We start from the raw sequence: 26,009 nt of genomic DNA on the forward strand, positions 1-26,009 counted from the left end.
GAACACTCCTCGAGTTTTTTGGGTCAGGATTTCAGATTGCGTTTGTTGACGCGGCGGGCGATCCAGTCGCCCGTCGATTGAACGATCTGCACCAGCACGATCAGCACGATCACCACCGCCAGCATCACCTCCGGCAGGAAGCGCTGATAGCCGTAGCGGATTCCGAGGTCGCCAAGCCCGCCGCCGCCGACCGCGCCCACCATGGCCGAATAGCCGACGAGGCTGACCGCTGACAGGGTCAGGCCGGCGACGATGCCCGGCAGGGCTTCAGGCAGCAGAACCTTGCGGATGATCTGGAACGGCGTAGCGCCCATCGCCTGCGCCGCCTCGACCAGCCCGCGGTCGACCTCGCGCACCGCATTCTCCACCACACGGGCGATGAAGGGGGCGGCGGCGACGGTCAGCGGCACGATGGCGGCATTGGTGCCGATGGAAGTGCCGGCGATCAGCCGGGTGAAGGGGATGATCGCCACCACCAGAATGATGAAGGGGGTGGAGCGGGTCATGTTGACCACCGCCCCCATCACCTTGTTGAAGGCGAAGTTCTGCAGCAGCTCGCCCCGGCCGGTGACGGCCAGCATCACGCCGATGGGCAGGCCGATCAGCGTCCCGATGGCGCCCGACACCGCCACCATGTGCAGCGTGTCGAGCAGCCCCTTGATCAGCAGGTCAATGATTTGCGGGGAGAGCATGGCCCAACACCTCGACACCCAGATTGTTCTCTTTGACCAGAGCCATGGCGGCATCGACCTTGGCCTGATCGCCCAGCGCCTCCACCACCAGCGTGCCGAAGGGCGCGCCCTGGATCTCGTCGATCTGGCCGTGCCAGATGTTCAGGTCCAGGTCCAGATGGCGGCTGATGGCGCTGATGACCGGGGTGGTCGCCTTCTCGCCGGTGAAGGTGATGCGCAGCACCGGATTGCTGCCGGGACCGGGTTGGGGCGATAGCCGGCCGCGCAGGCTGTCGGGGATGCCGCGGTTGATGACGGGATCGACGAAGCTGCGTGTGGTCGGGTGCCTGGGATGGGCGAAGATGTCGAAGACCGGCCCCTGTTCGATCACCCGGCCGCCTTCCATCACCGCCACCTTGTGACAGATCTCCTTGATGACGGCGATCTCGTGGGTGATCAGCACGATGGTCAGCCCCAGCCGCCGGTTGATGTCGGCCAGCAGATGCAGGATCTGCGTCGTCGTCTCCGGATCGAGGGCGGAGGTCGCCTCGTCCGACAGCAGCACCTTCGGCTTGCTGGCAAGCGCGCGGGCGATGCCGACACGCTGCTTCTGCCCGCCCGACAGCTCCGCCGGGTAGCGGTCGCGCTTGTCGGCCAGCCCGACGAGGTCGAGCAGCGGCTCCACCGTCCGACGGATCTCCGCCTTCGGCGTACCGGCCAGTTCCAGCGGCAGCGCCACATTGTCGAAGACGGTGCGCGAGGACAATAGGTTGAAGTGCTGGAAGATCATGCCGATGGAATGGCGGGCCCGGCGCAGTTCCGCCGCCGACAGGGCGGTCATCTCCACCCCGTCCACCATCACGCTGCCCGAACTCGGGCTTTCCAGCAGGTTGACTGTGCGCAGCAGCGTCGATTTCCCGGCGCCCGACCGGCCGATGATCCCGAAGACCTCGCCGCGTCCGATGGAAAGGTCGATGTCCGCCAGCGCATGGACCGGAGCCCCGCCGCCACGTGCGGCATAAGTCTTGTGAATGTTTGTTAGCGTTATCATCATTTATTCGGCAAAAGGGGACGTCCTGCGTCCCCCCAGCCCCCTCACCAAGTCGGAATGATGGAACCGTTGAAGCGCGTTTCGATAAACTGCCGCACTTCGGGCGAACGATACAGCGCAATGAAGCGCTTGATCGTCGGGTCTTCCATGCGATCCTTGCGGACCGCCCAGACCAGGCTCCACTTGGACTGGTCATCCTCCAGCACCAGCGCCTTCTTCGGCTCCAGCCCGGCCAGCACGGCATAGTTGAGGGTGATGACCGACGCATCCACGTCGTCGAGCGAGCGCGGCAGCTGGGCGGCGTCCAGTTCCACCAGCTTGATGCCCTTCGGGTTGACGATGTCGGCGATGGTGGTGTTCAGCCCGGCCCCCTCCTTCAGCCCGATCACGCCGGCCTTGGCCAGCAGGAACAGGGCGCGGGCGCCGTTGGTGGGGTCGTTGGGGATCGACACCGACGCACCTGGTTTCAGGTCGGCCAGCGCTTTCACCTTGCTGCTGTAGACGCCCATCGGCACCACGACGCTCTTGGCGACGGAGACGATGTCGTAGCCGCGCTGCTTCACCTGATTGTCCAGGAAGGGCTGATGCTGGAAGTTGTTGGCGTCGATGTCGCCGGCCTGGAGCGCCGCATTCGGCATGTTCCAGTCGGTGAACTCGATCACCTGCGCCTCGATGCCCTCCTTGACGGCCAGCTTGGCGGTGAATTCCAGGATCTCGCCATAGGGACCGGCCGACACGCCGAGCTTCAGCGGAGCGGCAAGGGCGGAGATTGGGGCGGAGGTTGCGGCGGTCAACAGGCCGGCGGCGACGGCCACCGACATCAGGATGCGCTTCATCGGGTCTTTCCTCGGGGTTTCTGGCAGCGGGTTTTTTTTGATGGAGCGTCAGCGGCGGCGGGTGTCGGGCAGCCGGCTGTAATGCTGGTGGGCGGCGCGCTGGGCCTGTCCGACATTGCGGAAGACACGGCGGTCGAGATCGCGGAAAGCCCAATCGGAAACGAAGAAAGTGAAGCCGCCGCGTTCGGCGACGACGATGCCGGCGGAGCGGCCCTGGACTTCGATGGCGTAGGCATTGGCGTGGGTCATGGCGAAGGACTCCCCCGGAATATGGGTCCGTTGCGCGGCTGGCCCTCGACGATCGCGGGGCGGGCGGCGCACGTGCTTTCAGGACTGGCGGATGTGCGGGATGGGCACTGTGTCTTGGGGCCGCGAGATCAGCGGCAACACAGGCCCGGGCGCATCATGCAGGCCGGGAAAGCGGTCCGAAGCACGGATGGGGGAGCGGAAACTCGCGAGGTCATTCCGGTCTCTCCTTCTTGAAGAGGTCCACGACCGGTATCGTGGCGCTTTAGCGTTTGGTGACGCGGCGCAAGCTGCAGGGTTCAAATTGCCGCGGGAGGCCCCGGCGGGGCGTCCATGAACATTTCTCTACCCCTTCCATGGAGTATGGTCAACCATAATTCTGAGCATTGTGTGAAATATCTGAATTCGCAAATTTATGCTGTTGAATTGATGCGGCGCGACAGCGACAGGTGACGGGCGCGTGGAATGTGCTATCTATCGCGTCGATGGTTCATCCGGGGCATGCACATCGCCCCGGCGAGCGATGCGAGGAGAGTGTTTTGTCCGCCGATCCCAGCGCCCAAGGGGTGACTGCCGCCGCGATGACGGCCACACCGGTTGACGACCAGCTGGTGCTGGCCCTGCCCAAGGGCCGTATCCTGAAGGAGCTGCGCCCGCTGCTGTCCCATGCCGGCATCCATCCGGAGCCGGCCTTCGACGACGACAAGAGCCGGCTTCTGCGCTTCGCCACCAATGTGCCGAACCTCAGCATCATCCGCGTCCGCTCCTTCGACGTGGCGACCTTCGTCGCCTTCGGCGCCGCCCATCTGGGCGTGGCGGGCAATGACGTGCTGATGGAGTTCGACTATCCGGAGATCTACGCCCCGCTCGACCTCGGCATCGGCGCCTGCCGCCTGTCGGTCGCCGAACCGGTGGAGATGATGGAGGGCGACGATCCGTCGCGCTGGAGCCATGTGCGCGTCGCCACCAAATATCCGGAGGTGACCAAGCGTCACTTCGCCGCGCGCGGCGTCCAGGCCGAATGCGTCAAGCTGAACGGCGCGATGGAACTGGCGCCGACGCTGGGCCTGTGCCGCCGCATCGTCGATCTGGTCTCCACCGGTTCTACGCTGAAGGCCAACGGGCTGGTGGAGGTGGAGCATATCGCCGACGTCACCTCGCGGCTGATCGTCAACCGCGCGGCCTTCAAGACGCGGACGGCCGAGATTTCTCAGTGGATCGACAAGTTCCGGGAGGCGGTGAATGCCCGTCAGGCTTGATATTCGCGACGCGGACTTCGCAGCCGGGTTCGAGGCGCTGCTGCATGCCAAGCGCGAGGCCAGCGAGGATGTCCAGACGCTGGTCGCCGGGGTGATCGATCAGGTGCGCACGCGCGGCGACGCCGCCCTGATCGACTACACCGCCCGCTGGGACCGCCAGACCCTGACGGCGGAGACCCTGCGCATCGGCCAGGACGAGATCGACGCCGCCACCGCCAAATGCTCGGCCGAGACGTTGGAGGCGCTGGACCTCGCCGCCGCGCGGATCGAGGAATTCCACCGCCGTCAGATCCCGGAGGTCACCGACTATCGCGACGCTGCCGGCGTGCGGCTGGGCGCCCGCTGGACGGCGGTCGGCGCCGTCGGCCTCTATGTGCCGGGCGGCACCGCCTCCTACCCGTCTTCGGTGCTGATGAACGCCCTGCCGGCCAAGGTCGCCGGCGTGGAGCGCGTCGTCATGGTGGTGCCGACGCCGGACGGGGCGATCAACCCGCTGGTGCTGGCCGCTGCCAAGCGCTGCGGCATCGACGAGATCTACCGCATCGGCGGCGCCCAGGCGGTCGCGGCGCTGGCCCACGGCACGGCGACGATCCGGCCGGTCGACAAGATCGTCGGCCCCGGCAACGCCTTCGTCGCCGCCGCCAAGCGGCAGGTCTACGGCCTCGTCGGCATCGACAGCATCGCCGGCCCGTCGGAAATCCTGGTGGTGGCCGATGGCAGGAACGATCCGGCCTGGATCGCCATGGACCTGCTGTCGCAGGCGGAGCATGACACCTCGGCCCAGTCGATCCTGATCACCGACGACGCCGCCTTCGCCGACGCGGTCGCGGCGGCGGTGGACCGGCACCTGGAAACGCTGCCGCGTACGGCGATCGCCGGCGAAAGCTGGCGGGAGCATGGCGCCATCGTCCTGGTCGGCGACCTGACGGCGGATTCGCCGGCCCTGGTCGACCGGCTGGCGCCGGAGCATCTGGAACTGGCGGTGGAGGATCCGGACGCACTGGCGGCGAAGATCCGCAATGCCGGCGCCATCTTCCTCGGCCGCTACACGCCGGAGGCCATCGGCGATTACGTCGCAGGTCCCAACCACGTGCTGCCGACGGCGCGCAGCGCCCGCTTCTCGTCCGGCCTCAACGTGCTGGACTTCATGAAGCGGACGACCTTCGTCGCCTGCGACGCCGACAGCCTGCGGGCCATCGGTCCGGCGGCGGTGACGCTGGCGATGGCCGAGGGGCTGGAGGCGCACGCGCGCTCCGTCGCCCAGCGGCTGCCAGACTACAAAGAATAAGTTCTATAAAGATTGAAAAAGCGGGGAGGCGGGGCGTGACGACGGCGAAGAGCAAGCGGCGCATCACCCATGTGACGCTCGACGAGCGGAGTGTCGTCCGCCACAAGCCGGAGGTCGAGCATGAGCGCGCCGTCGCCATCTTCGACCTGCTGGAGGACAACGAGTTCTGCCCCTGCGACTTCGCGGAGGACGGGCCGTACCACCTGCACCTGTCGATCGAGGACAACCGGCTGGTCTTCGACATCCGGCGCGAAGACGACAGCGTGCTCGACCGGCTGATGCTGCCGATCACCGGATTCCGCTCGATCGTGCGGGACTATTTCCTGATCTGCGAGAGCTATTACGCCGCCATCAAGCGGTCGACGCCCTCGCAGATCGAGGCCATCGACATGGGCCGCCGCGGCCTGCACAACGAGGGGTCCGAGATGCTGCGCGAACGTCTGGCCGGCAAGGTGGAAATGGACCTGCAGACCGCGCGCCGGCTGTTCACGCTGATCTGCGTCCTGCACATTCGCGGCTGACGGGCACGGGCGGCGCATGGCCATGGCGGCGACCCCGGTCCTCACCCCTCTGCCGGTCACGAGCGTATTATTCGCCTGTACCTACAACATGATCCGTTCGCCGATGGCGGCGGCGATGATGCGCCATTACCACGGCACCCGCGTCTATGTGGATTCGGTCGGCGTCCGCGAGGGCGACGAGGTCGATCCCTTCGCCGTCGCGGTGATGGAGGAGATCGGCATCGACCTGTCCAAGCACCGCTGCCGCACCTTCGAGGATCTGGAAGACACCAACTTCGACCTGATCGTCTCGCTGTCGCCGGAGGCGCAGCACCGCGCCATCGAGATGACGCGCACCATGGCCTGCGACGTGGAGTTCTGGAACACCTTCGACCCCACCCTGGTCGACGGCACCCGCGACGCCATGCTGGAAGCCTACCGGCAGGTCCGCGACGGCCTGCTGGCCAAGGTGAAGCAGCGCTTCCCCCTGACCCGCGGCCCGACTGTCTGAGGGGCCGGCGGCCCGGCGGTCTGAGGGCCCGGTGGTCTAACGTCCGGCCCGCGCCGGCCGCGTCGCCTTCTTCTGCCGCCAGCGCACCACCCCGGTCGCCAGAAGCAGGGCCGGCAGCAGCCCCGCGACCGCCACGAGGATGCGGCAGCACAGGCCGAAGCACTCGCCGTTGTGCAGCGGATGCTGCCAGCCGAAAAAGGCGTCGCCGGCGGTCCAGCGGGTGGGGTCGCGCAGGTCAAGGATGGTGCCGTCGCCGCCATTCACCCAGACGCTGGTCTTGGGAAAGCGCCAGCCGGGCTCGCCGGCCTGGAACAAGCGGATGTGATAGGCGCCGCCGCCCTGCCCCGGCACCTCGACCCAGCGCGGTTCGGCCTGGGGGAAGCGGGCCAGCGCCGCGGCCAGGGCGGCATCGGCACCGACCGCCGTACCGCCCTGTGCCGGCGCGATGGCCGGTGCCGCGGTCACGGGGGACAGCCGCTCCACCACCGGCTTCACCCACTCCGGCTGCTCCATGACGACCCCCGTCACGATCAGGGGCAGCAGGACGACGAGGCCGTAGACCCCCGCCAGCACATGGATGTCGAACACCTGCCGGACGAAGCCAGAGCGCAGGCGCGGCCGCAAGGCCCGTCCCCATTTCCCGGCCGCCGGCCACCACAGATAGACCCCGCTGGCGAGGACCAGCAGGCTGCCGATGCCGCCCAGCGTCAGCACCGTCCGGCCGCTGTCGCCGGCCAGCAGCAGGTAATGCAGGTCGTAGACCCAGGTCATCGCCGTCCGGCCCCAGAAACGGGAGGACAGCACCTCGCCGCTGTACGGACTCACCGCCACCATCAGCGGTGCGAAGGATTTGCCCGCCGTCTCCTGCGGTTTCATGTAGCGGGCCATGATCGGATGGTCCGGCCCATGCGGAATCTCCAGCCGCCAGCCGCCGCTGCGCGTGGGATGGGCCTCGCGCAGCGCCTGAACCACCCGGTCCAGCGGCAACGCTTCACCATGTCCCGCGGGCACCACCAGTTCGGGCGTCAGCACCCGGTCGATGTCCACGTAGAAGACCAGCAGGCTGCCCGTCAGCGCGGTCAGCGCCAACAGCGCCCCCACGGCCAGCCCCAGCGTCAGGTGCAGCATCAGCACGGCGCGGCGCACCCGCTGCCGCGAAACGCCGAGAAAGATGCCGATTCCCCAGCCGCCCGGCCGCGTAGGCTTGATCCTGTGATCGCATTCGCTGTGCATCTGGCGGGGCTCCTGGCGGATGGTCGGCATGGTGGCAGAACCATCCCGGATCCCCGTTCCGCCGGCCTTGACGGCCGTCAAATCCTCCGCAACACCGCACACGGCATGGTCGGTAATAATTTTGGCATTCTGCAACTTTTTGCGCCGCGGGCAGTTCACATTGCATCCCCGCCAATGTTATTGAGCTGTGTCATCGCAACGCGTCGCGTGCCGCCCTAGGCTCGGGAGCGTCGACGAATTTTCGCGCGGAGAGCCGTCCATCCATGCCCGCCGGTCTGATGCCCCGCCTTCTCCGCGCCTTCAGCCCGCGCAGCCTGCGCGCGCGCCTGATGGGCGTGGTGCTGGCCTCGCTGGCGCTGCCGCTGGTTGGCGCGCTCTATCTCGCCGACCAGCAGCTCGACGACCATATCGGCGCCGCGCGCGAATTGGCCCTGCATCTGGCCGACGACGGGGTGCAGCGCCAGCATGACCTGATCGGCGAGGCGCGCAACCTGCTGGGCGTGCTGTCGCTGGTGCCGGCGATCCGCAACGCCACGCCGACCGACACCGACGCCTGCGTCGCCACCCTGGCGCCGATGCCGCGCCAGCACCGCTGGACCACCGGCGTCTGGCTGACCGACGCCGACGGCAACATCATCTGCGACACCACCGGCCCTGGCGCCGGCATCTCGCTGCGCGAACGCGAATATTTCCAGCGCGTCCTCGACACCAAAAGCTGGGTGGTCAGCGATTTCATCATCGGCAAGCGCTCGCTGAAGCCGCTGATCATCGTCGCCAGCCCGATCATCGAGAATGGCCGGATCGTCCGCGTGATGGGCGTCGCCGTCGACCTGACCTGGCTGACCGATCTGGTGAAGGTGCTGAAGCAGCCCGACGCCCGCGTGATGGTGCTGGACCACAACGGCGTGATCGTCGCCCGCCAGCCCGATCCGGAAGGCTGGCTGAACCGCAATGTCGGCCAGTTGCCGCATGTCCAGCAGATGCTGAAGGAGCGGGACGGCTTCCTGGATTCCGAAAGCGCCGACGGGCGCGACCGGCTGTGGGCCTTCCGTCATTCCGACGAGACCGACACGATCTTCGCCGTCGGCATGCCGACCAGCCCGATCATCGCGGAGGCGCGGCGCGACCTGTGGCAGAGCCTGGGGCTGCTGGGCATCGCGGCGCTGGTCAGCGTGACCGCGCTGTGGGTCCTGCTGCGCGCCTCCGTCCTGCGCTGGGTTTGGGAATTGGGCAGCGCGGCCACCCGGATCGGCGACGGCGGCGGCGGCACCGTGATCGAGGCGGACCGGGCGCCGCATGAATTCCGCGTCGTCTCCCACGCCTTCAACAACATGTCGCGCCGCCTGAAACAGCGCGAGCAGGAGTTGCGCTCCGCCATGGAGGAGGCGCGGGCCGGCAGCCGCGCCAAGGAGGAATTCCTCGCCACCATGAGCCACGAGATCCGCACGCCGATGAACGGCGTGATCGGATTCGCGGAGATGCTGCTGGAAACCCCGCTGACGGCCGAACAGCGGCGCTACGCCTCGCAGGTGCGCGATGCCGGACGGTCGCTGCTGACCGTCATCAACGACGTGCTCGACCTGTCGAAGCTGGAGGCCGGGCGGCTCGATCTGGTCAGCGTGCCCTTCCGGCTGGACGATCTCGCCGACCGCTGCGTCGCCATCGTCCGTCTGGCCGCCGAACAGAAGGGGCTGGAGCTGCAGACCAGCATTTCCGCCACCGCCCGCGGCTTCGTCATGGGCGACCCCGACCGGCTGCGCCAGATCCTGCTGAACCTGCTGAGCAACGCGGTGAAGTTCACCGACCGCGGCTCGGTCCGGCTGACGGTGAAGGCGATCGAGGATGACGGCGGCAAGGCGGGCGGCAAGCCCGGCGGCGGCCGCATCTGCACCTTCACCGTCACCGACACCGGGATCGGCATCGCGCCCGAACGGCAGCGCGACCTGTTCCAGCGCTTCACCCAGTTGGAGCGCGGGCGCGGCGGCACCGGCCTGGGGCTGGCCATCTGCCGCCGGCTGGTGGAGCTGATGGGCGGCGAGATCGGCATGGAAAGCCAGCCCGGCAGCGGCAGCACCTTCTGGTTCTCGCTGCCGCTGCTGCCCGCCGGGAGCGCCGCGGTCCAGCGCGACGGCTCCCCCCTTGCCGGAAGCGAGCCCGGCAGCCCCGGCGCCCGCATCCTGCTGGCCGAGGATCTGGCGATGAACCGCGATCTGGCGGTGACCATGCTGACCAAGGCCGGCCACCATGTCGATGCCGTGGACGACGGCGCCGCCGCGGTCGCCGCGGTGCAGGAACAGACCTACGACCTCGTGCTGATGGACGTGCAGATGCCGGTGATGGACGGGCTGGAGGCCACCCGCCGCATCCGTGCCCTGCCCGGCCCGGTGGGCCGCATCCCGATCCTGGCCCTGTCGGCCGGCGTCCTGCAGGTGGAGGTCGAACGCTGCCTGCAGGCGGGCATGAACGCCCATCTGGCCAAGCCGCTGGAGAAGACCAAGCTGCTGGCCGCGATCGGCCGCTGGGTTCACGTCGGGCACATGCACAACGAATCGCCCGAGGATGGACAGGATGGGCCCCCGCGTCCGCAGTTGATCGCACACAGCTGACGAGTCGGTGCTATAGTGGCTGCACCCCTCCCGGCAGGCTCGGCCGGTCTGCAGCGAAGTGTGTACCATGAAGGTTGCGCAGCCCCCTCTCGCCCCCGTTCCGGAGCGCAAGCCCGATAGTCCCCCGTCGCTGGCCGATGGCGCCGGCGGCGAGTCGTCCTTCCGTGATGCGCTGGTCCAGACCAACCGGCCCGGCAGAGCCGCCTTGCCCGTCGGCCGCCCCGCCAACGGCCTGCTCCAGGACGGCCAGAAGGCGCCGCCCCTGCCGTCCGCCAAGCCGCCGGCCCCGATCCTGCTGGCCGACGGCACCCAGGTCCCGTTTCCGGCGGCCAAGCCGGTCACGCCCATCCGTCTGGCCGACGGCACAGCGGTACCGCTCCCGACCGTCAAGCCGGAGGCGCCGGTCCTGCTGGCGGACTCCGCGCCGGCGGACGGCGAGGCCGCTCCACCACGCGCGCCCCTGCCCGGGCTGAAGCCGGCGGTGCCGGCCCCGGCGCAGGGTCCGACCCCAAGTTCGAAGAAGGTGGCGGAGACGGTCAAGGCGGTGAACTCCGATGATCCGACCGCCACGCGGGTGCTGATCGCTTCGCAGCAGGTCGCCGGCCTGTCGGGCCACAGCTTCACCGCGATCCTCGCCCAGGCCACCCAGGAAAGCGGGCTGGACCCCGGCGCCAGGAACAGCCGCAGTTCCGCCGCCGGCCCGTTCCAGTTCCTCGAATCGACATGGCTCGACCTGTTCCGCCGCCATGGTGCCGCCTATGGCCAGGGTGAGTTGGCCTCGCACATCCAGGTCCGCAACGGCGTGTCCAGCGTCAAGGATCCGGCGATCCGCCGCCAGATCCTGGAACTGCGTCACGACGTCGACCTGTCGGCCGGCATGGCCGCCCGCTATCTGGCCGAAGGGCGCGAGGCGCTGGAGAACCGGCTGGGCCGTCCCGCCAGCGAATCGGAGAGCCGCATGGCCTATGTTCTGGGCTCCGGCGGGGCGGCGAAGCTGATTCGCGCCGCCGAATCGAGCCCCGGCGCCGTCGCCGCCGACCTGTTGCCCAGCGCGGCGAAGGCGAATCACAACCTGTTCCACGACCGCTCCACCGGCCGTGCCCTTACCGCGGCGGAAACGGTGAGCCGGCTGACCCGCCGCATGGAGATCGACCAGCGCGAGATGTTCGCGGCGATCGGCAAGGCGCTGGAACAGCCGCGCCGCCTGGAAGAAGGCGGTGCATCGCCGCTCAACCCCTATCAGTCGGTCTGACGCGGCAGGGGTTACAGGGTATTTTCGCCACACAACGCGGGGCTGCCCCGCGCGGATGGCTGCGGCCGAACGCATCGGCGGTGGGAATCCCCCTTGACCCGGCGGCCTTGGAAGGTCAGTTATTGCCGCGAAACTTTTAGGACGGACATAAGGGCCTATGGCAAAGGAAGATCTGATCGAGTTTTCCGGGACCGTCGTCGAATTGCTTCCGAACGCGATGTTCCGGGTGAAGCTCGACAACGATCACGAGGTTCTGGCGCACACCTCCGGCAAGATGCGTAAGAACCGGATTCGCGTCCTGGCGGGCGACCGCGTCAATGTGGAAATGACGCCGTACGACCTGACCAAGGGCCGCATCACCTTCCGGTTCAAGTAGCATCCTTGCTGCATCGCGGTTCCCCGTGACGATCCCGTCCAAGGCGCCCCGGCTGGTGCTGGCTTCGGCCTCGCCCCGCCGGCTCGACCTTTTGCGCCAGATCGGCATCGTGCCCGACGCCGTCGATCCCGCCGATCTCGACGAAACGCCGCAGCGCGACGAACTCCCGCCCCAGCACGCCCTGCGTCTGGCGGCGGAGAAGGCGTCGTGCGTCGCCGCGCGCCACCCCGATTCTTGGATTCTCGCCGCCGACACCGTGGTCGCCTGTGGCCGCCGCATCCTGCCCAAGGCCGAACGGGAGGAGGAGGCGCGACGCTGCCTGTCCCTGCTGTCCGGCCGCCGGCACCGGGTGATCGGCGGTATCGTCCTGCTGATTCCAGGGACGGAAGGCCATCGCCGAATCGACCGGCTGGTCCGCACCGACGTCACCTTCAAGGTGCTCGACCGGGCGGAAACCGACGCCTACATCGCGTCCGGCGAATGGAAGGGCAAGGCCGGCGGCTATGCCATCCAGGGCCGGGCGGGGGCGCTGGTGCGCTGGATCGGCGGCTCCTACAGCAACGTCGTCGGGCTGTCCCTGCACGAGGTCGCCGGCATGCTGCACGGCGCCGGCTTCCCGCTTCCTCCCCCGACACCTCCCGCGCCATGAGCAGGCTTGAGCTGCTGGTCGACCGCGACGGCCCGCTGACGCGGGCGGCGGTGCTGGCCGACGGCCGCCTGACCGACCTGCACATCGACCACGCCGACCGCCCGTCGCTGCTAGGCGCCATCATCCTGGGCCGGGTGGAGCGCATCGCCACCGGCCTGAACGGCGCATTCGTCGATTTGGGAAATAGCTTGGGGGGCGGCCTGTCCGGCCTGCTGCCGGCCGCCGACGTGCGCCGTCCCGTCCTCGACGACGATTCCCCGCAACCGCGCTCCAATCGTCCGGGCGCCAAGCCGGCCCCCATCGGCGCGCTGCTGCGCACCGGCCAGCCGGTGATTGTGCAGGTGAAGGCCGACGCAGTCGGGTCGAAGGGTCCGTCGCTGACGATGGACATCACCCTGCCCGGCCGTTTCCTGGTGCACGCGCCGCTCGGCCGCGACATCGCCGTGTCGAAGCGCCTCGGCACCGGTCCGGAGCGTGCCGCGCTGGCCCGCCGCATCGAACAGCTCGCCACCGGCGCCGGCTGGATCGTGCGAGCCGGCGCCGCCCAGGTCGCCGATGACCTTCTGGCCGCCGAATCGGAAGCGCTGCACCTGCAATGGCGCGCCATCCGCGACGACGCCCGCGCTGGCTCCGCCCCGCGCCTGCTGCATCCCGGCCCCGACGCCCCCACCCGCGCCCTGATCGAACAGGGGGCTGCCGCCCCCGCCGCCATCCTGGTCGACGACCCGGCGCCGGCCGGTCAAATCAAGATGGGCGACGGGCCGCTGCTGTCGGCCTTGCGCGACTGGTGCGACCGCCACGCCCCCGACCTGCTGCCGCGCCTGAGCGCTCATACAGACGCCCATGGGGACGCCCAGCGCCTGTTCGACCTGCGCGACCTCGACTCCGCGATTGCGGAACTTCTCGACGTCCGGGTGCCGCTGCCGCTCGGCGGTTCGCTGGTGATCGAGCGGACGGAGGCGCTGACGGTGGTCGACGTGAATGCCGGGGAGCGCGGCAACCCACTGGACGTCAACCTCGACGCCGCGGCGGAGATCGCCCGCCAGCTTCGCCTGCGCAATATCGGCGGCATCGTGGTGGTGGATTTCGTCAACATGCGCAGCCGCGGCGATGCCGAGCGTGTGTTGGCCGCACTGTCGCAGGCGGTGGAAAGCGACCCGGTGCAGACCCAAGTTTACGGCATGTCCAAACTGGGCCTGGTCGAACTGACCCGCGCCCGCCGCGGCACGCCGCTGGCAGCCCTGCTGCGGCCCTGACCGCTGTTATCCGTTACGGAGGCCATCCTTGTCCGATCCCCAAACCCCCGGCGCTCCGCAGCGCTCCCAAGCCCATGGCCAGCCTCATGCCGGCGCCAAGGCGGGCACCAACTGCCCGATCTGCGGCCGCCCGACCGAACCGGCCACCCGCCCCTTCTGTTCCAAGCGTTGCGCCGACGTGGATTTGTCGCGCTGGCTGGGCGGCGTCTACCGCATCGAGAGCCCGGAAACCCCTGCCGCGCCCGGCGGATCCGACCCCGATGAGGAACTGTGAGACGGGTCTAAATTTTTTTGAATTTTCCTCTGGACAGCCCGTCCGAACCCCTCTAAAAAGCGCCCCACACGACGCGCCGCACCGACCGAAACGGTCACCCACCAAGCGGCGCCGAGATGCCCAGGTAGCTCAGTTGGTAGAGCAGGGGACTGAAAATCCCCGTGTCGGCGGTTCGACTCCGTCCCTGGGCACCATCCTCCCTCCTTTAAAATCAGCGGGTTGGATGGTGCGGTTAGGCAAGCCCTTCTAACCAATAATCCAAAGATTAATAAATTTAATCGCGATGAAAATATTGTATGCTGAACACATGCATTAAACTTAATTCGCACGTGTGTTAAGAAGCAAGGCGGATGGCACTTTAATACATCTGCCCCGCTACTTAAAGAAATTACCCTTATCAATCTTTACGGGTGCTATCTGGAGTGCGCGTAATTGGCACCCAAGTTCTCCCCGGCTGAGTGGTGGGAGGCAAACGAGTATTATCAGGCACGGTAGCATAGTTATCTTTTGGCCCACCGCGCGGACCGACTTCCTGATAAATGCCTCCATTCTTGCCGCTGTTTGAGCCCGGGGGAAGTTTAGTCATTTAATTCTCCTGGAATAAGAAAAATCACGGCAAACGTGGCCGCAATGACCAGATAGAAAGTAGTGGTTATGACGTCAATGGTGTACCCCTAAATTTTTTTAGGTTGCGATCCTGCACACCGTCAGAGCTGATAAAACCTCATACCAACGTATGCTTTTAACCATATTTCAGAATATGCTCGTTATATGTAAGCGAACGATTTCATAGTTACCTCAGACACACCTTATCTGCCAATAGTGCTTTAAGCTGATCTATACTTCAGCAAATTAAATAATTTCATTTGCTTATGATTTATAATAAGCCTTTGTATTCTTCAGTCAATTTGCCGCCGATATGTGGTTTCACCTTACAAGGTGCGTGAGGTAGCCTACTCTCACCACCCCATTCTTCCGATCCCCGGCAGTTTCACTGCAAGGTCCAGCGGGTCGATGCCGATGGTCAGCCCCAGCAGGTTGACCTCCAGCCCCTCCTCCCACGCCAGCAGCAGGCCGGCGACGCCGAACAGGCTGATCTGCCAGCCGGTGCCGCTCGGCGCCCGCGCGAACACGCCACGGCCCAGGTAATCCTTGCCCAGCGCGGTCGCCGGCAGGTCGAGCCGCAGTTCCGGTACGGCGCGGGCGACCCAGGCGGCGAAGGTGTTGCTGTTGGGGCCGGGCCAGACGCGATATTCGCCGGCATGGGGATAGCTGGCGGCGGCCTTGGCGATCTTGGGGATGGCGGCTGCGGCGGCAGGGCCGCGCAACTCGCCGAGCAAGGAGGGTTGGGCGCCGAACCAGCGGCCGTCGGGGTCGCGGTTGCTGACGGAGACCACCGACAGGCCGCGATAGGCGCGCCAGCCGATCACCTCGTAGACCGTATAGCTGCGGGCGCCGGCCGGCTTCACCGCGAACCACGGATGGACGCCGAAGGCGCCGCGCCAGGACAGGACACGGGCGGCATAGACCTGGACCACCGCCTCCGGCGTCGCCGCCGCGTCGGGGGCAAGGCCCACCGGGCTGCGGTCGATGCGGCTCCAGTCGACAGCCGTCGGCACCGCGCCGGAGGCAAGCAGGAACACCGGCCCGGCCAGCAGCAGGACCAGCGTCAACAGAAATGCCAGCAACACCCTCACGGCCCTCGCGCCCTATTACCGCCCGCCCTCCATGTAGTCATTGCGACGGCGGATTTCCGGTGACAGCGGAGGGACACAGCGCGGAAGACGCCGCTCAGATGCTGTAATCGCCCTGTTGCAGGCTCTGGTCCATGGTCAGGGCCGGCGCCGGCTCGTCGCGGCACCAGCCGACGACCTTGGCGGGCACGCCGGCTACGGTGGCGCAGCCGGGAACGTCCTTCAGCACGACGCTGCCGGCGCCGACCTTGGCATGGGCGCCGATGGTGATGTTGCCCAGCACCTTGGCCCCGGCCGACAGCAGCACGCCGTCGCGCACCTTGGGATGGCGGTCGCCATGCTCCTTGCCGGTGCCGCCGAGCGTGACGTTCTGCAGGATCGACACGTCGTTGCCGATCACCGCCGTCTCGCCGATCACCACGCCGGTGCCATGGTCGATGAACACGCCGCGCCCGACCGGCACCGCCGGGTGGATGTCGACGGCGAAGGCCTCCGACACCCGGCTTTGCAGGAAATGGGCGAGGTCGTGGCGGCCGCCCCGCCACAGCCAATGGGCGACGCGGTGCCATTGCAGGGCATGGTAGCCCTTGAAATAGAGGAAGGGCGTCAGACAGCCGTCGGCGGCCGGATCGCGCGCCAGGATGGCCGCGAGGTCGGCGGCAGCGGCCTCGACGATGGCCGGGTCAGCCTCCATGGCATCGCGCACCACGGCGGCCAGCCGGTCCTCCGGCATGGCGCGGTCGGCCAGCTTTCGCACCAGCAGGGCGGCCAGCGCCGGGTCGAAGCCGTCGCGCGCCAACACCGCGTCGTACAGGAAGGGGGAGAGGCCGCTTTCCTCCTCCGCCACGCGGGCGGCGTCGGCGCGCAGGCGGCGCCACAGCGACTGTTCGACCGTCTCGGCCGCCTCCCGCATCATGACGTCCAGGCTGTCCATCGCCATCACCCTCTTCCCAAATCCGGACCGCCCCGCCTCCAGGCCGAGGGGCGCAAGTCCGTTACTGTGGTGAGCCGCCCCCATTCCGGTCAAGGCCATTGCCGTCAAGGCTGCTTCCCATTCCGCCATCACCATGCGCCCGGCGGAAAGCCTGCGGCGACCGCCCTTCGCGCTTGGTGAAGAAGCGCGAGAAATAGGCCGGGTCCTCGAAGCCCAGGGCATAGCCGATCTCCGCCATACCGTGGCTGGTGTAGATCAGCGAACGGCGGGCCTCCAGCATCAGCCGGGCATGGACCAGTCGCAGGGTCGACAGGCCGGTGACCCGGCGGCAGGCGGCGTTCAGCCGGCCTGCCGTAACGCCCAATGCCGCGGCATAGCGCTCCACCGGCCAATGCTGGCTGAACCGCTCGTCGATCATCGGCCGCAACCGGGCGAGCAGCCGCAAATCGGGCGACACCCCCTGCCCGTCGCGCCCGGCCTCGTCGTGCCGCCGGTCGGCCGCCAGCCGCGCGGTGGCGACCAGCAGAAGCATCACCTGCGCCGAAATCGCGCTGACCCGGCCAATGTGGTGGGCGCGGAACTCCCGCCTGATCTCGGCGAAACAGCGGTCGAGTGCCGCCGCTTCGTCCGATCCGGCCCCCAGATCCCAGGCCAGCGGCAGGGCCGGCGCCAGTTCCGCTTCCGGTGCGGCGGCCAGCACACCGGCCAGGAACCCCTCCGACATGGTCAGCACATGGCCGTCGGTGCCGGGATCGAAGCGGAAGCCATGCACCACCTGCGCCGGCACGGTGATCAGCGCCGGGGCGCGGAAGGCCACCTCGACCCCGTCCGCGGTCAGCCGCCCGCCGCCGTCCGTGACCAGCAGCGCATGGCTCAACCCGTCATGGCGGTGGGGGCGGACCTCCCAATTGTACAAGCGCATCCGCTCCGGAATCGTCTCGATATGGACGAAGCGCAGTTCCGGCAGCGCCGGCGGTTCGCCATACAGCCAATAGCGGGGAATAGGTTCGGCGCTGTGGCCGGAATGGGCAGTGTGGGCGGACATCGCACGGGCTCCGGCAGGCTTGCGATGAAAAGTACAAGTCTTTCGCCGGTTCGTCTATGTCCGGCCCTCCGCTCCCGGGAATAGCATGAGCACCAATGATTGGCGCGCACAACAATCAGCAAACGCGCGCCTGCCGCCGGTCCCGAAGGAGGGCGAGAGACATGCATCCGACAAAATCCACACGCACCCAGGTCGCCATCGTCGGCGCCGGCCCGGCCGGCCTGTTCCTGTCCCATCTGCTGCATCGCCAGGGCATCGAATCGGTGATCCTGGAACACCGCAGCCGCGAGGAGATCGAGGGCACCATCCGCGCCGGGGTGCTGGAGCAGTGGGTGGTCGACCTGATGAACGACATGGGGCTTGGCGACCGCATGATGCGCGAGGCCCATTTCCATTCCGGCATCACACTGCGCTTCGACCGCCGCAGCCACCACATCGACATGGCGGAACTGACCGGCGGCAAGCGCGTCACCGTCTATGCCCAGCACGAGGTGATCCGCGACCTCGTCTCCGCCCGGCTGGAGGATGGCGGCACCATCCTGTTCGGCGTGTCCGACGTGCAGTTCCACGACCTGGAGGGCAAGACGCCGCACGTACAGTTCCGCCGCGGCGCGGACGGACCGCTGGAGGAACTACGCTGCGATTTCGTCGCCGGCTGCGACGGCTTCCACGGGCCGAGCAGGCAGGCGATCCCGGCCGCCACGCGCACCGAATACCAGATGGTCTATCCCTTCGGCTGGCTCGGCATCCTGACCGAGGCGCCGCCGTCGCATCCCGAACTGATCTACGCCAACCACGAGCGCGGCTTCGCCCTGCTCAGCACCCGCTCGCCGGAGGTGCAACGGCTCTACATCCAGGTCGATCCCAAGGACGACATCGCCAACTGGTCCGACGACCGCATCTGGTCCGAACTGCACCGCCGGTTGGAGGACGACAGCGGCTGGACGTTGACGGAGGGATCGATCTTCCAGAAGGGCATCATCGCCATGCGCAGCTTCGTCTGCGACCCGATGCGGCATGGCCGGCTGTTCATCGCCGGCGACGCCGCCCACATCGTGCCGCCGACCGGCGCCAAGGGCCTGAACCTCGCGGTCGCCGATGTGGCAGTGCTGTCCCGCGCCCTGGCCGCCTACTACAAATCCGGCACAACCGAGGGGCTGGACGGCTACAGCGCCACCTGCCTGCGCCGGATCTGGAAGGCGGAGCGCTTCTCCTGGTCCATGACCACCATGCTGCACCGGAACGAGGCGGAGTCGCCCTTCGAGCAGCGCGTGCATCTGGCCGAGCTGGACTATCTGGTCCACTCCCGCGCCGCCATGACGGCGCTGGCGGAAAATTATGTGGGCCTGCCGATGGAGTGAAGAACCGCTGGCCGGCCCTGCCCCTTCACGCCTGCTTGGCGTCGATGATGCCCCGGCGCACGGCGCGGGTCTTGGTGAAGTGGTCCTGCAGCTGCTGCCCCTCGCCCCAGCGGATGGCGCGCTGCAGTGCCGTCAGATCCTCGGTGAAACGCTGGAGAATTTCCAGCACCGCCTCGCGGTTGTTCAGGAACACGTCGCGCCACATCACCGGATCGCTGGCGGCGATGCGGGTGAAGTCGCGGAAGCCGCCGGCGGAAAACTTGATGACCTCGGACTTGGTGTCCTCCTCCAGATCCGACGCGGTGCCGACGATGGTGTAGGCGATCAGGTGCGGCAGGTGCGAGGTGATGGCCAGAACACGGTCATGGTGGCTCGCTTCCATGATCTCCACGGTTGAGCCGACGCGGCGCCAAAGCTCCGTCACCCGCTCCAGCGCATGGCGGTCGCTGCCGGTCGGCGGGGTCAGGATGCACCAGCGGCCCTGGAACAGGGTGGCGAAGCCGGCCTCCGGTCCCGAATGCTCGGTGCCCGCCACCGGGTGTCCGGGGATCAGGTGAACGCCGTCCGGCAGATGCGGCCCGATGTCGCGCAGGGCCGCCTGCTTGACCGAACCGACGTCGGTGACGATGGTCCCGCGTTTCAGCAGCGGCCCGATGGCCTCGGCGACCGCGGCATAGCTACCGACCGGAGTCGAGAGAATCACCAGATCGGCACCGGCGAGTGCGGTTGCCGGATCGGTGGAGGCCTCCGCCACGATGCCCAGTTCCAGCGCCTTGGCGCAGGCCTCGGCGCTGCGGTCGGCGCAGACGACCTGCCGCGCGATCCCATACTCCGCCAGCGCCCGTGCCAGGGACGAGCCGATCAGACCGATGCCGATGATGGCGACGCGGTCGAACAGGGGACCAGGGGCGGAAGTGGTATCGGTGCTGGCGGTGGACATGACGCAGGGTGTCCCGAAAGCGGAGTGAACGGGCGAAAAACCGTCCCGTTTAAACCACCTCGCGCCCGCCGGACCAAGCGATACTTTGAGCGCGGCCCACCCCCAAGCCGTCGTCCTCAGCCGTCCTTTCGCGTCATCTCCGCCCGGAGCGCTTCGGCCAGCCGCTGGAAGGTCTCCTTCCGGCCGGACGTGCGGCGCCAGGCCAGCGCGATCCGCCGCCCCGGCCGGCCGCCGGCCAGCGGGCGCACCGCCAGATCCAGCCCGCGCAGGATGCCCGAATCGACCGCCATCTGCGGCAGCAGCGTCACCCCCAGCCCGTTCGCCACCATCTGCACCAGCGTGTGCAGGCTGGTGCCCTCGAAGGCGGTGTTGTGCGGCGTGGCGTCCAGCGCGCAGGCGGCCATGGCATGGTCGCGCAGGCAGTGCCCGTCCTCCAGCAGCAGCAGATCCTCCGACGGGACCGTCACCGGCTCGGCCGGATCGCCGGCGCTCAGCCGGTGGCCGGTGGGGCAGACGAAGGAGAAGCGGTCCTCCGCGATGTCCTCCGTCTCCAGATCGCCCATCGGATAGGGCAAGGCCAGCAGCGCCGCATCCAGCTTGCCGGCGTTCAACTGATCCAGCAGCCGCGCCGTCTGATCCTCGCGCAGATAGAGCCGCAGGCGTGGAAAGGCCTCGCGCAGGGCCGGCATCACGCGGGGGATCAGGAAGGGGCCGATGGTCGGGATCACCCCCAGATGGAGCGCGCCCGACATCGGGTCGGCGGCCGAGCGGGTGATGTCCACCAGTTCCTCGGCGCCCTTCAGCAGCTGCCGCGCCCGCTCCGCGATCTCGCGGCCGAGCGGGGTCGGCAGCACGGATCGCCGCGTGCGCTCCACCAGCGTGGCGCCCAGCAGATCCTCAAGCTCCTGAAGGCCGGCGCTGAGCGTCGACTGGCTGACGAGGCAGGCCTCCGCCGCCTGCCCGAAATGGCAGCGGTCGACGACGGCGACGAGATAGCGGAGCTGGCGCAGGGTGGGGAGCGGTTTCATGCCCGGTTATGTAATCGGTTTAATCGATCAATCCAATTGGTATTTTCTACTTCTCTTGATAACAGATTTCCCGTATTCCTCCACGGGTCAACGGGACACGGGAACATCGCCCCGACCCCTGGCCACAAGGCAGGCCCTCTTGTTCGACCCGGTGCGCCGCACTAAGTCGGGCATGTCACGGCCCCCGGCCGGAGATCGAGGCGACAACCATTCATCGCACCTCATCGGAGAACACAAATGTCCTTGATCAACAGCGAGATTAAGCCCTTCAAGGCGACCGCTTTTAAGAACGGCAAGTTCATCGACGTGACCGACGCCGACCTGAAGGGCAAGTGGTCGGTCGTGTTCTTCTATCCGGCCGATTTCACCTTCGTCTGCCCGACGGAGCTGGAAGACCTGGCCGACAATTACGCCGAATTCCAGAAGCTGGGCGTCGAGATCTACAGCGTCTCGACCGACACCCACTTCTGCCACAAGGCCTGGCACGACACCTCGCCGGCCATCGGCAAGATCAACTACACCATGATCGGCGACCCGACGCTGGCGATCAGCCGCAACTTCGAGGTCCTGATCGAGGAAGTCGGTCTGGCCGACCGCGGCACCTTCGTCGTCGATCCGGACGGCAAGATCCAGATCGTCGAGATCACCGCCGGCGGCGTCGGCCGTGACGCCAAGGAGCTGCTCCGCAAGATCAAGGCCGTCCAGTACGTCGCCGCCCACCCGGGCGAGGTCTGCCCGGCCAAGTGGCAGGAAGGCGAGAAGACCCTCGCCCCGTCGCTCGACCTCGTCGGCAAGATCTAAGGGTTCTTCGGAATCCCACGGATCGGGGGCCGGTTTCGGCCGGCTCCCACCCCGCTCCGGCGGGTTTGAAAACGAGTACCCTTGATCGGCCGGAATGGCCGCAAGGCAGGTTTTTGCGGGCCGGCTTTCAAAGCCTCCCCGCCATCAGGGTCCGTCATCGGTTTCCCCATCCCCGCGAAGGCGGGCACCCAGGCGCGCGTTTTGACGCAGCCCTTTCCGAGCCTGGATCCCCGCCTGCGCGGGGAGGACGATGACGTTCCGGACAGTTTCACTGTTTCAAAACCAGACCGCCGCCCGGATCGCCGCGACAATGCGCAGGCGATCCGCCCCGGACACGAGACGTTGGGAACGAAAGCCATGCTGGACGCCAATCTGAAGACGCAGTTGAAGGCCTATCTGGAGCGCATCACCAACCCGATCACGCTGGTGGCGTCGCTGGACGGCGGGGCGAAGTCGCAGGAGATGCTCGGCCTGCTGGAAGACATCGCCTCGCTGTCCGACAAGATCACGCTGGACCGCAACGGCGACGACGAGCGCCGGCCCTCCTTCGCCATCAAGCGCGATGGCACCGACATCGGCGTCACCTTCGCCGGCCTGCCGATGGGTCACGAGTTCAACTCGCTGGTTCTGGCCCTGCTGCAGGTCGGCGGCCATCCGTCGAAGGAGTCCGAGGAACTGCTGGAGCAGATCCGCAACCTGGACGGCGATTTCCGCTTCGAGACCTATTTCTCGCTGTCCTGCCAGAACTGCCCGGACGTGGTCCAGGCCCTGAACCTGATGAGCGCGCTGAACCCGCGGATCAAGCATGTCGCCATCGACGGCGCGCTGTTCCAGCAGGAGGTCGAGCAGCGTCAGGTGATGGCCGTCCCCACCGTCTTCCTGAACGGCGAGCCCTTCGCCCAGGGCCGGATGGACGTGGCGCAGATCGTCGCCAAGCTGGACACCGGCGCCGTCGCCCGCGCCGCCGAGAAGATCAAGGCCAAGGCCCCGTTCGAGGTGCTGGTGATCGGCGGCGGCCCCGCCGGTGCCGCGGCCGCCATCTACGCCGCCCGCAAGGGCATCCGCACCGGCGTGGCGGCCGAGCGGTTCGGCGGTCAGGTGCTCGACACCATGGCGATCGAGAACTTCATTTCGGTCTCCCACACCGAGGGGCCGAAGCTGGCCGCGGCGCTGGAACAGCACGTCAAGGACTATGAGGTCGACGTGATGAACCTGCAGACCGCCACCGCCCTGGTGCCGGCCACCCAGGAAGGCGGCCTGATCGAGGTGAAGCTGGCCAGCGGCGCCTCGCTGAAGTCGCGCACGGTGGTGCTGTCGACCGGCGCCCGCTGGCGCTCGATGAACGTTCCGGGCGAGGCGGAATACCGCAACAAGGGCGTCGCCTACTGCCCGCACTGCGACGGTCCGCTGTTCAAGGGCAAGCGCGTGGCGGTGATCGGCGGCGGCAATTCCGGCGTCGAGGCGGCCATCGACCTCGCCGGCATCGTCTCGCACGTCACGCTGATCGAGTTCGACAGCCAGCTGCGCGCCGACGCGGTGTTGCAGCGCAAGCTGCACAGCTTGGCCAACGTCACCGTCGTCGTCTCGGCCCAGACCACCGAGGTGCATGGCGACGGCAACAAGGTCGTCGGCCTGTCCTACAAGGACCGCAACAGCGGCGAGCTGAAGCGGGTGGAGCTGGAAGGCATCTTCGTGCAGATCGGGCTGGTGCCGAACACGGAATGGCTGAAGGGCACGCTGGCGCTGACCCCGCGCGGCGAGATCGAGGTGGACAACCGCGGCCAGACCTCGCTGCCCGGCGTCTTCGCCGCCGGCGACGCGACGACGGTGCCGTTCAAGCAGATCGTCATCGCCATGGGCGAAGGCGCGAAGGCCGCGCTCGCCGCCTTCGACCACCTGATCCGCACGGTCCCGGCCGAGGAAGCCGTACGCGAGACCGTCGCGGCGGAGTAAGGACGGAAATAATCCCCTCTCCCCCCGGGGAGAGGGGGGGTTCTCCCGCACGGAGCGGGATAGGTGACTGTGTCACCCCAGCGTATGCTCCAGCAGGATCTTCGCGCCCAGGCCGATCAGCACCACGCCGCCGGCCATTTCCGCCCAGCGGCCCAGATGGTTGCCCGCGGCCTTGCCGATCAGCACGCCGCCGAAGGCCACCGCGAAGGTCACCACGCCGATCAGCGCCGAGGTCGTCACCATATCCACGTCGACCAGCGCCAGCCCCGCCCCCACGGCGGCGGCGTCGATGCTGGTGGCGACGGCGGTGGTCAGCAGGGCCAGCCATTCGGCGCGCACGCTGCGCACCGGGCCGCAATCCTCCTCGCCCTCATCCTCGCCGTCCATGATGGCATTGCGCAGCATCGCGCCGCCGACAGCCAGCAACAGGCCGAAGGCGATCCAGTGATCGACCGACTCCACGAGGCTGGCGAAGGCGATGCCGATGCCCCAGCCGACCAGCGGCATGGCGAACTGGCAGACGCCGAAGGCCGCGCCCACGCGCACCGCCTCGGGCAGGCCGGACCGGCGCGAGCAGGCCCCGCGGCCGAGAGCGGCGGCGAAGCTATCCATCGAAAGGCTGAAAGCGAGCGCAAGGGACGTGGCGATCATGGCTATTCCCGGGCCAGACAACACAGTGGAATCGGACGGACTCCGGCTGGCCGCGGAGATGCCCGATCCACTGGTCTCGCCGGGTCGGCCTTCTGGCCGCCGTGCGCGCCATGGCGGTAGCGGCCGGAGGCCGGAACCGTCCAAGTCTGTTGACGCGAACCCCGCCGAATCCAAACGCCGGCGGGTGGCTACTCCCCAATGACGGGGGAACTCCTACAAGGACTAGGGGCTTGGGTCAAGCGCCCGATTGCCGCAGGTGCGAATTGCGGCCGCGCAGGTAGGTGGCGGCCACCGAACGGTCGTCGCCCAGCGTCACCTGGATGAACAGCTCCTCCTCCAGATCGCCATCCACCGCCCTCATGCGATGTCGCATAGCCGGTGTCGCGGCGGGATCGAGCACGACGAGGTCGGCCCAGCGTCCGGGCTCCAGGCTGCCGATCTCACCGGCCATGCCCAGCGCCTCGGCATTGCCGCGGGTCATCCAGTGCAAGGCGGCGAGCGCCGGCAGGTTCTGCCGCCGCAGTTGCAAGACCTTGTAGGCCTCCGCCGCCGTGCGCAGCATGGAATAGCTGGTGCCGCCGCCGACATCGGTGGCGATGGCGGTGCGCACCGGCCGTGTCGGCTTCGACAATGCGTCGAGGTCGAACAGGCCGCTGCCGATGAACAGGTTGCTGGTCGGGCAGAAAACCGCGACCGACCCGCTCTCCGACAGCCGGTCCATCTCCGCCTCCGACAAATGGATGCAGTGGCCGAACAGCGAGGTCGGCCCCAGCAGCCCGAAGCGGTCATAGACGTCGGTGTAGTCGCGGGCGCCGGGGAACAGGCGACGCACCTCGGCGATCTCGTCGGTATTCTCCGACAGATGGGTCTGCATATGGACGCCGGGATGCTCGCGCAGCAGCGCGCCGGCCGCCTCCAGCTGCGCCTCGGTCGAGGTGATGGCGAAGCGCGGGGTCACGGCATAGCGCTGGCGCCCCTTGCCGTGCCAGCGGCCGATCAGATCCTTGCTGTCGCGATAGCTGCTGTCGGCGGTGTCGGTCAGGGCGGGCGGAGCATGGCGGTCCATCATCACCTTGCCGGCGATCATCCCGGCGCCGCGCGCCTCGGCCTCCGCGAACAGGGCGTCGACCGACTGCGGATGGACCGAGCCGTAGACCACCGCCGTCGTCGTGCCGTTGCGCAGCAGCTCGTCCATGAAGAAGGCGGCGTTGGCGGCGGCATGGGCCGGGTCGGCGAAGCGCTGCTCCTCGATGAAGGTGTATTTCTCCAGCCAGTCGAGCAGTTGGGCGCCGTAGGAGCCGATCACCTGGGTCTGCGGGAAATGGATGTGGGTGTCGATGAAGCCCGGCAGCACCAGCTTGCCGCTGTGGTCGTCGACCGTCACCCCCTCCGGCACCCGGCCGCGCAGATCGGCCCACTCACCAACCTCCAGAATCCGCCCGTCGGCCCCGACCAGCAGCAGCCCGTCCTCATGGTAGGTCAGACAGTCGAAGTCCCCCGGCCCGGCGGGCGCGCGATGGAAGCTGAGCAGGCGCCCACGGATGGCGGCAGAAATGGGGTGATCGGGCATGGGTATCCGGTTCGATGGAAAATC

General features: G+C 67.7%; 25 protein-coding genes, 1 tRNA gene and 1 riboswitch. Of the genes, 14 read left to right on the forward strand and 12 right to left on the reverse strand.

The window, feature by feature from the left end:
* Window positions 1-23: 23 nt before the first annotated feature.
* Genes FZ938_RS11635 through FZ938_RS11650 form a run of 4 tightly spaced genes read right to left on the reverse strand, consistent with a single transcriptional unit; the run spans window position 24 to window position 2,807 of the window.
* Window positions 24-692 carry a methionine ABC transporter permease gene (locus tag FZ938_RS11635; RefSeq protein ID WP_149198672.1) on the reverse strand — a complete coding sequence of 223 codons (669 nt, stop codon included), beginning with the start codon at window positions 690-692 and terminating at the stop codon, window positions 24-26.
* Window positions 670-1,722 (reverse strand): methionine ABC transporter ATP-binding protein, encoded by a 1,053-nt coding sequence (locus FZ938_RS11640; RefSeq protein ID WP_149199012.1) that lies wholly within the window; start codon window positions 1,720-1,722, stop codon window positions 670-672. Before FZ938_RS11640 ends, FZ938_RS11635 begins: the two co-directional genes overlap by 23 nt.
* 44 nt (window positions 1,723-1,766) lie before the next feature.
* Window positions 1,767-2,558 carry a MetQ/NlpA family ABC transporter substrate-binding protein gene (locus FZ938_RS11645; protein ID WP_149198673.1) on the reverse strand — a complete coding sequence of 264 codons (792 nt, stop codon included), beginning with the start codon at window positions 2,556-2,558 and terminating at the stop codon, window positions 1,767-1,769.
* 48 nt (window positions 2,559-2,606) lie between these two features.
* Window positions 2,607-2,807, reverse strand: coding sequence for a hypothetical protein (locus FZ938_RS11650; RefSeq protein ID WP_149198674.1), 201 nt, complete (start codon window positions 2,805-2,807; stop codon window positions 2,607-2,609).
* A gap of 578 nt (window positions 2,808-3,385) precedes the next feature.
* On the opposite strand from FZ938_RS11650, the gene hisG reads away from it, so the two are divergent.
* From hisG to FZ938_RS11670, 4 genes are read left to right on the forward strand one after another with little or no spacing between them, the layout of a single operon-like run.
* Window positions 3,386-4,063 carry an ATP phosphoribosyltransferase gene (hisG, locus tag FZ938_RS11655; protein ID WP_109073237.1) on the forward strand — a complete coding sequence of 226 codons (678 nt, stop codon included), beginning with the start codon at window positions 3,386-3,388 and terminating at the stop codon, window positions 4,061-4,063.
* Complete coding sequence (gene hisD / locus FZ938_RS11660) at window positions 4,047-5,351, forward strand: histidinol dehydrogenase (RefSeq protein WP_149198675.1); 1,305 nt, start codon at window positions 4,047-4,049, stop codon at window positions 5,349-5,351. Before hisG ends, hisD begins: the two co-directional genes overlap by 17 nt.
* 35 nt (window positions 5,352-5,386) lie before the next feature.
* Entirely contained in the window at window positions 5,387-5,872 is a 486-nt protein-coding gene (locus FZ938_RS11665; RefSeq protein ID WP_109073224.1) for a UPF0262 family protein, read from the forward strand.
* A gap of 16 nt (window positions 5,873-5,888) precedes the next feature.
* Complete coding sequence (locus tag FZ938_RS11670; protein WP_149198676.1) at window positions 5,889-6,362, forward strand: arsenate-mycothiol transferase ArsC; 474 nt, start codon at window positions 5,889-5,891, stop codon at window positions 6,360-6,362.
* 36 nt (window positions 6,363-6,398) lie between these two features.
* Here FZ938_RS11670 and FZ938_RS11675 read toward each other — a convergent pair whose 3' ends face one another.
* The gene (locus tag FZ938_RS11675; protein WP_246457315.1) at window positions 6,399-7,625 is read right to left on the reverse strand and encodes a PepSY-associated TM helix domain-containing protein; all 1,227 of its coding nucleotides are present in this window, start codon (window positions 7,623-7,625) and stop codon (window positions 6,399-6,401) included.
* Window positions 7,626-7,858: 233 nt separating this feature from the next.
* On the opposite strand from FZ938_RS11675, the gene FZ938_RS11680 reads away from it, so the two are divergent.
* The 7 genes from FZ938_RS11680 to FZ938_RS11710 all read left to right on the forward strand — a co-directional run bounded on the left by FZ938_RS11680 (window position 7,859) and on the right by FZ938_RS11710 (window position 14,202).
* Window positions 7,859-10,201 (forward strand): hybrid sensor histidine kinase/response regulator, encoded by a 2,343-nt coding sequence (locus tag FZ938_RS11680; RefSeq protein ID WP_246457318.1) that lies wholly within the window; start codon window positions 7,859-7,861, stop codon window positions 10,199-10,201.
* A gap of 67 nt (window positions 10,202-10,268) precedes the next feature.
* Window positions 10,269-11,453: a lysozyme family protein gene (locus FZ938_RS11685; RefSeq protein ID WP_149198677.1), complete on the forward strand. Its 1,185-nt coding sequence runs from the start codon at window positions 10,269-10,271 to the stop codon at window positions 11,451-11,453.
* Window positions 11,454-11,610: 157 nt separating this feature from the next.
* On the forward strand, window positions 11,611-11,829 hold the full coding sequence (infA, locus tag FZ938_RS11690; protein WP_012977999.1) for a translation initiation factor IF-1: 219 nt from the start codon (window positions 11,611-11,613) through the stop codon (window positions 11,827-11,829).
* Window positions 11,830-11,854: 25 nt separating this feature from the next.
* Window positions 11,855-12,478, forward strand: a complete 624-nt coding sequence (locus FZ938_RS11695; protein ID WP_149198678.1) for a Maf family protein — start codon at window positions 11,855-11,857, stop codon at window positions 12,476-12,478.
* Window positions 12,475-13,734 carry a ribonuclease E/G gene (locus tag FZ938_RS11700; protein WP_149198679.1) on the forward strand — a complete coding sequence of 420 codons (1,260 nt, stop codon included), beginning with the start codon at window positions 12,475-12,477 and terminating at the stop codon, window positions 13,732-13,734. Before FZ938_RS11695 ends, FZ938_RS11700 begins: the two co-directional genes overlap by 4 nt.
* A gap of 28 nt (window positions 13,735-13,762) precedes the next feature.
* Entirely contained in the window at window positions 13,763-14,008 is a 246-nt protein-coding gene (locus FZ938_RS11705; RefSeq protein WP_149198680.1) for a DNA gyrase inhibitor YacG, read from the forward strand.
* A 118-nt stretch (window positions 14,009-14,126) separates the two neighbouring features.
* Window positions 14,127-14,202: transfer RNA gene (locus FZ938_RS11710), tRNA-Phe, on the forward strand.
* A gap of 765 nt (window positions 14,203-14,967) precedes the next feature.
* On the opposite strand, the gene FZ938_RS11720 is transcribed toward FZ938_RS11710, so the two are convergent.
* The 3 genes from FZ938_RS11720 to FZ938_RS11730 form a co-directional block, all read right to left on the reverse strand.
* On the reverse strand, window positions 14,968-15,705 hold the full coding sequence (locus FZ938_RS11720) for a DUF3750 domain-containing protein (protein WP_149198682.1): 738 nt from the start codon (window positions 15,703-15,705) through the stop codon (window positions 14,968-14,970).
* Window positions 15,706-15,799: 94 nt separating this feature from the next.
* On the reverse strand, window positions 15,800-16,642 hold the full coding sequence (gene cysE / locus FZ938_RS11725) for a serine O-acetyltransferase (protein ID WP_149198683.1): 843 nt from the start codon (window positions 16,640-16,642) through the stop codon (window positions 15,800-15,802).
* Between the two features lie 55 nt (window positions 16,643-16,697).
* On the reverse strand, window positions 16,698-17,681 hold the full coding sequence (locus FZ938_RS11730) for a helix-turn-helix domain-containing protein (protein ID WP_149198684.1): 984 nt from the start codon (window positions 17,679-17,681) through the stop codon (window positions 16,698-16,700).
* 161 nt (window positions 17,682-17,842) lie between these two features.
* Here FZ938_RS11730 and pobA point away from each other — a divergent pair, with 161 nt between their 5' ends.
* Window positions 17,843-19,042, forward strand: coding sequence for a 4-hydroxybenzoate 3-monooxygenase (pobA, locus tag FZ938_RS11735; RefSeq protein WP_149198685.1), 1,200 nt, complete (start codon window positions 17,843-17,845; stop codon window positions 19,040-19,042).
* 25 nt (window positions 19,043-19,067) lie between these two features.
* On the opposite strand, the gene FZ938_RS11740 is transcribed toward pobA, so the two are convergent.
* Complete coding sequence (locus FZ938_RS11740; protein WP_149198686.1) at window positions 19,068-19,982, reverse strand: prephenate/arogenate dehydrogenase family protein; 915 nt, start codon at window positions 19,980-19,982, stop codon at window positions 19,068-19,070.
* A 116-nt stretch (window positions 19,983-20,098) separates the two neighbouring features.
* Window positions 20,099-21,010, reverse strand: coding sequence for a hydrogen peroxide-inducible genes activator (locus FZ938_RS11745; RefSeq protein WP_149198687.1), 912 nt, complete (start codon window positions 21,008-21,010; stop codon window positions 20,099-20,101).
* Window positions 21,011-21,247: 237 nt separating this feature from the next.
* Between FZ938_RS11745 and ahpC the strand changes: the two genes are divergently transcribed.
* Window positions 21,248-21,811 (forward strand): alkyl hydroperoxide reductase subunit C, encoded by a 564-nt coding sequence (ahpC, locus tag FZ938_RS11750; protein ID WP_085092243.1) that lies wholly within the window; start codon window positions 21,248-21,250, stop codon window positions 21,809-21,811.
* Window positions 21,812-22,168: 357 nt separating this feature from the next.
* A complete protein-coding gene (gene ahpF, locus FZ938_RS11755) occupies window positions 22,169-23,764 on the forward strand; it encodes an alkyl hydroperoxide reductase subunit F (RefSeq protein WP_149198688.1) in 1,596 nt (531 codons plus the stop codon).
* A 72-nt stretch (window positions 23,765-23,836) separates the two neighbouring features.
* On the opposite strand, the gene FZ938_RS11760 is transcribed toward ahpF, so the two are convergent.
* Complete coding sequence (locus FZ938_RS11760) at window positions 23,837-24,415, reverse strand: manganese efflux pump MntP (protein WP_149198689.1); 579 nt, start codon at window positions 24,413-24,415, stop codon at window positions 23,837-23,839.
* Window positions 24,416-24,497: 82 nt separating this feature from the next.
* A riboswitch (yybP-ykoY riboswitch) is annotated at window positions 24,498-24,624 on the reverse strand.
* Between the two features lie 26 nt (window positions 24,625-24,650).
* Window positions 24,651-25,985 (reverse strand): guanine deaminase, encoded by a 1,335-nt coding sequence (gene guaD, locus FZ938_RS11765; RefSeq protein WP_149198690.1) that lies wholly within the window; start codon window positions 25,983-25,985, stop codon window positions 24,651-24,653.
* Window positions 25,986-26,009: the final 24 nt, after the last annotated feature.

The sequence above is a fragment of the Azospirillum oryzae genome (genome assembly GCF_008364795.1).
GTDB classification, from domain to species: Bacteria; Pseudomonadota; Alphaproteobacteria; order Azospirillales; family Azospirillaceae; genus Azospirillum; species Azospirillum oryzae.

What these genes read in the sequence shown, in the direction of transcription:
- FZ938_RS11670 (WP_149198676.1), top strand. Translation starts at nt 5,889, where the DNA reads ATGGCCATGGCGGCGACCCCGGTCCTCACCCCTCTGCCGGTCACGAGC.
- FZ938_RS11730 (WP_149198684.1), bottom strand. Translation starts at nt 17,681, where the DNA reads ATGTCCGCCCACACTGCCCATTCCGGCCACAGCGCCGAACCTATTCCC.
- FZ938_RS11645 (WP_149198673.1), bottom strand. Translation starts at nt 2,558, where the DNA reads ATGAAGCGCATCCTGATGTCGGTGGCCGTCGCCGCCGGCCTGTTGACC.
- infA (WP_012977999.1), top strand. Translation starts at nt 11,611, where the DNA reads ATGGCAAAGGAAGATCTGATCGAGTTTTCCGGGACCGTCGTCGAATTG.
- FZ938_RS11685 (WP_149198677.1), top strand. Translation starts at nt 10,269, where the DNA reads ATGAAGGTTGCGCAGCCCCCTCTCGCCCCCGTTCCGGAGCGCAAGCCC.
- FZ938_RS11635 (WP_149198672.1), bottom strand. Translation starts at nt 692, where the DNA reads ATGCTCTCCCCGCAAATCATTGACCTGCTGATCAAGGGGCTGCTCGAC.
- hisG (WP_109073237.1), top strand. Translation starts at nt 3,386, where the DNA reads ATGACGGCCACACCGGTTGACGACCAGCTGGTGCTGGCCCTGCCCAAG.
- guaD (WP_149198690.1), bottom strand. Translation starts at nt 25,985, where the DNA reads ATGCCCGATCACCCCATTTCTGCCGCCATCCGTGGGCGCCTGCTCAGC.
- FZ938_RS11745 (WP_149198687.1), bottom strand. Translation starts at nt 21,010, where the DNA reads ATGAAACCGCTCCCCACCCTGCGCCAGCTCCGCTATCTCGTCGCCGTC.
- FZ938_RS11675 (WP_246457315.1), bottom strand. Translation starts at nt 7,625, where the DNA reads ATGCCGACCATCCGCCAGGAGCCCCGCCAGATGCACAGCGAATGCGAT.
- pobA (WP_149198685.1), top strand. Translation starts at nt 17,843, where the DNA reads ATGCATCCGACAAAATCCACACGCACCCAGGTCGCCATCGTCGGCGCC.
- FZ938_RS11700 (WP_149198679.1), top strand. Translation starts at nt 12,475, where the DNA reads ATGAGCAGGCTTGAGCTGCTGGTCGACCGCGACGGCCCGCTGACGCGG.
- ahpC (WP_085092243.1), top strand. Translation starts at nt 21,248, where the DNA reads ATGTCCTTGATCAACAGCGAGATTAAGCCCTTCAAGGCGACCGCTTTT.
- hisD (WP_149198675.1), top strand. Translation starts at nt 4,047, where the DNA reads ATGCCCGTCAGGCTTGATATTCGCGACGCGGACTTCGCAGCCGGGTTC.
- ahpF (WP_149198688.1), top strand. Translation starts at nt 22,169, where the DNA reads ATGCTGGACGCCAATCTGAAGACGCAGTTGAAGGCCTATCTGGAGCGC.
- FZ938_RS11740 (WP_149198686.1), bottom strand. Translation starts at nt 19,982, where the DNA reads ATGTCCACCGCCAGCACCGATACCACTTCCGCCCCTGGTCCCCTGTTC.
- FZ938_RS11760 (WP_149198689.1), bottom strand. Translation starts at nt 24,415, where the DNA reads ATGATCGCCACGTCCCTTGCGCTCGCTTTCAGCCTTTCGATGGATAGC.
- FZ938_RS11680 (WP_246457318.1), top strand. Translation starts at nt 7,859, where the DNA reads ATGCCCGCCGGTCTGATGCCCCGCCTTCTCCGCGCCTTCAGCCCGCGC.
- cysE (WP_149198683.1), bottom strand. Translation starts at nt 16,642, where the DNA reads ATGGCGATGGACAGCCTGGACGTCATGATGCGGGAGGCGGCCGAGACG.
- FZ938_RS11640 (WP_149199012.1), bottom strand. Translation starts at nt 1,722, where the DNA reads ATGATAACGCTAACAAACATTCACAAGACTTATGCCGCACGTGGCGGC.
- FZ938_RS11650 (WP_149198674.1), bottom strand. Translation starts at nt 2,807, where the DNA reads ATGACCCACGCCAATGCCTACGCCATCGAAGTCCAGGGCCGCTCCGCC.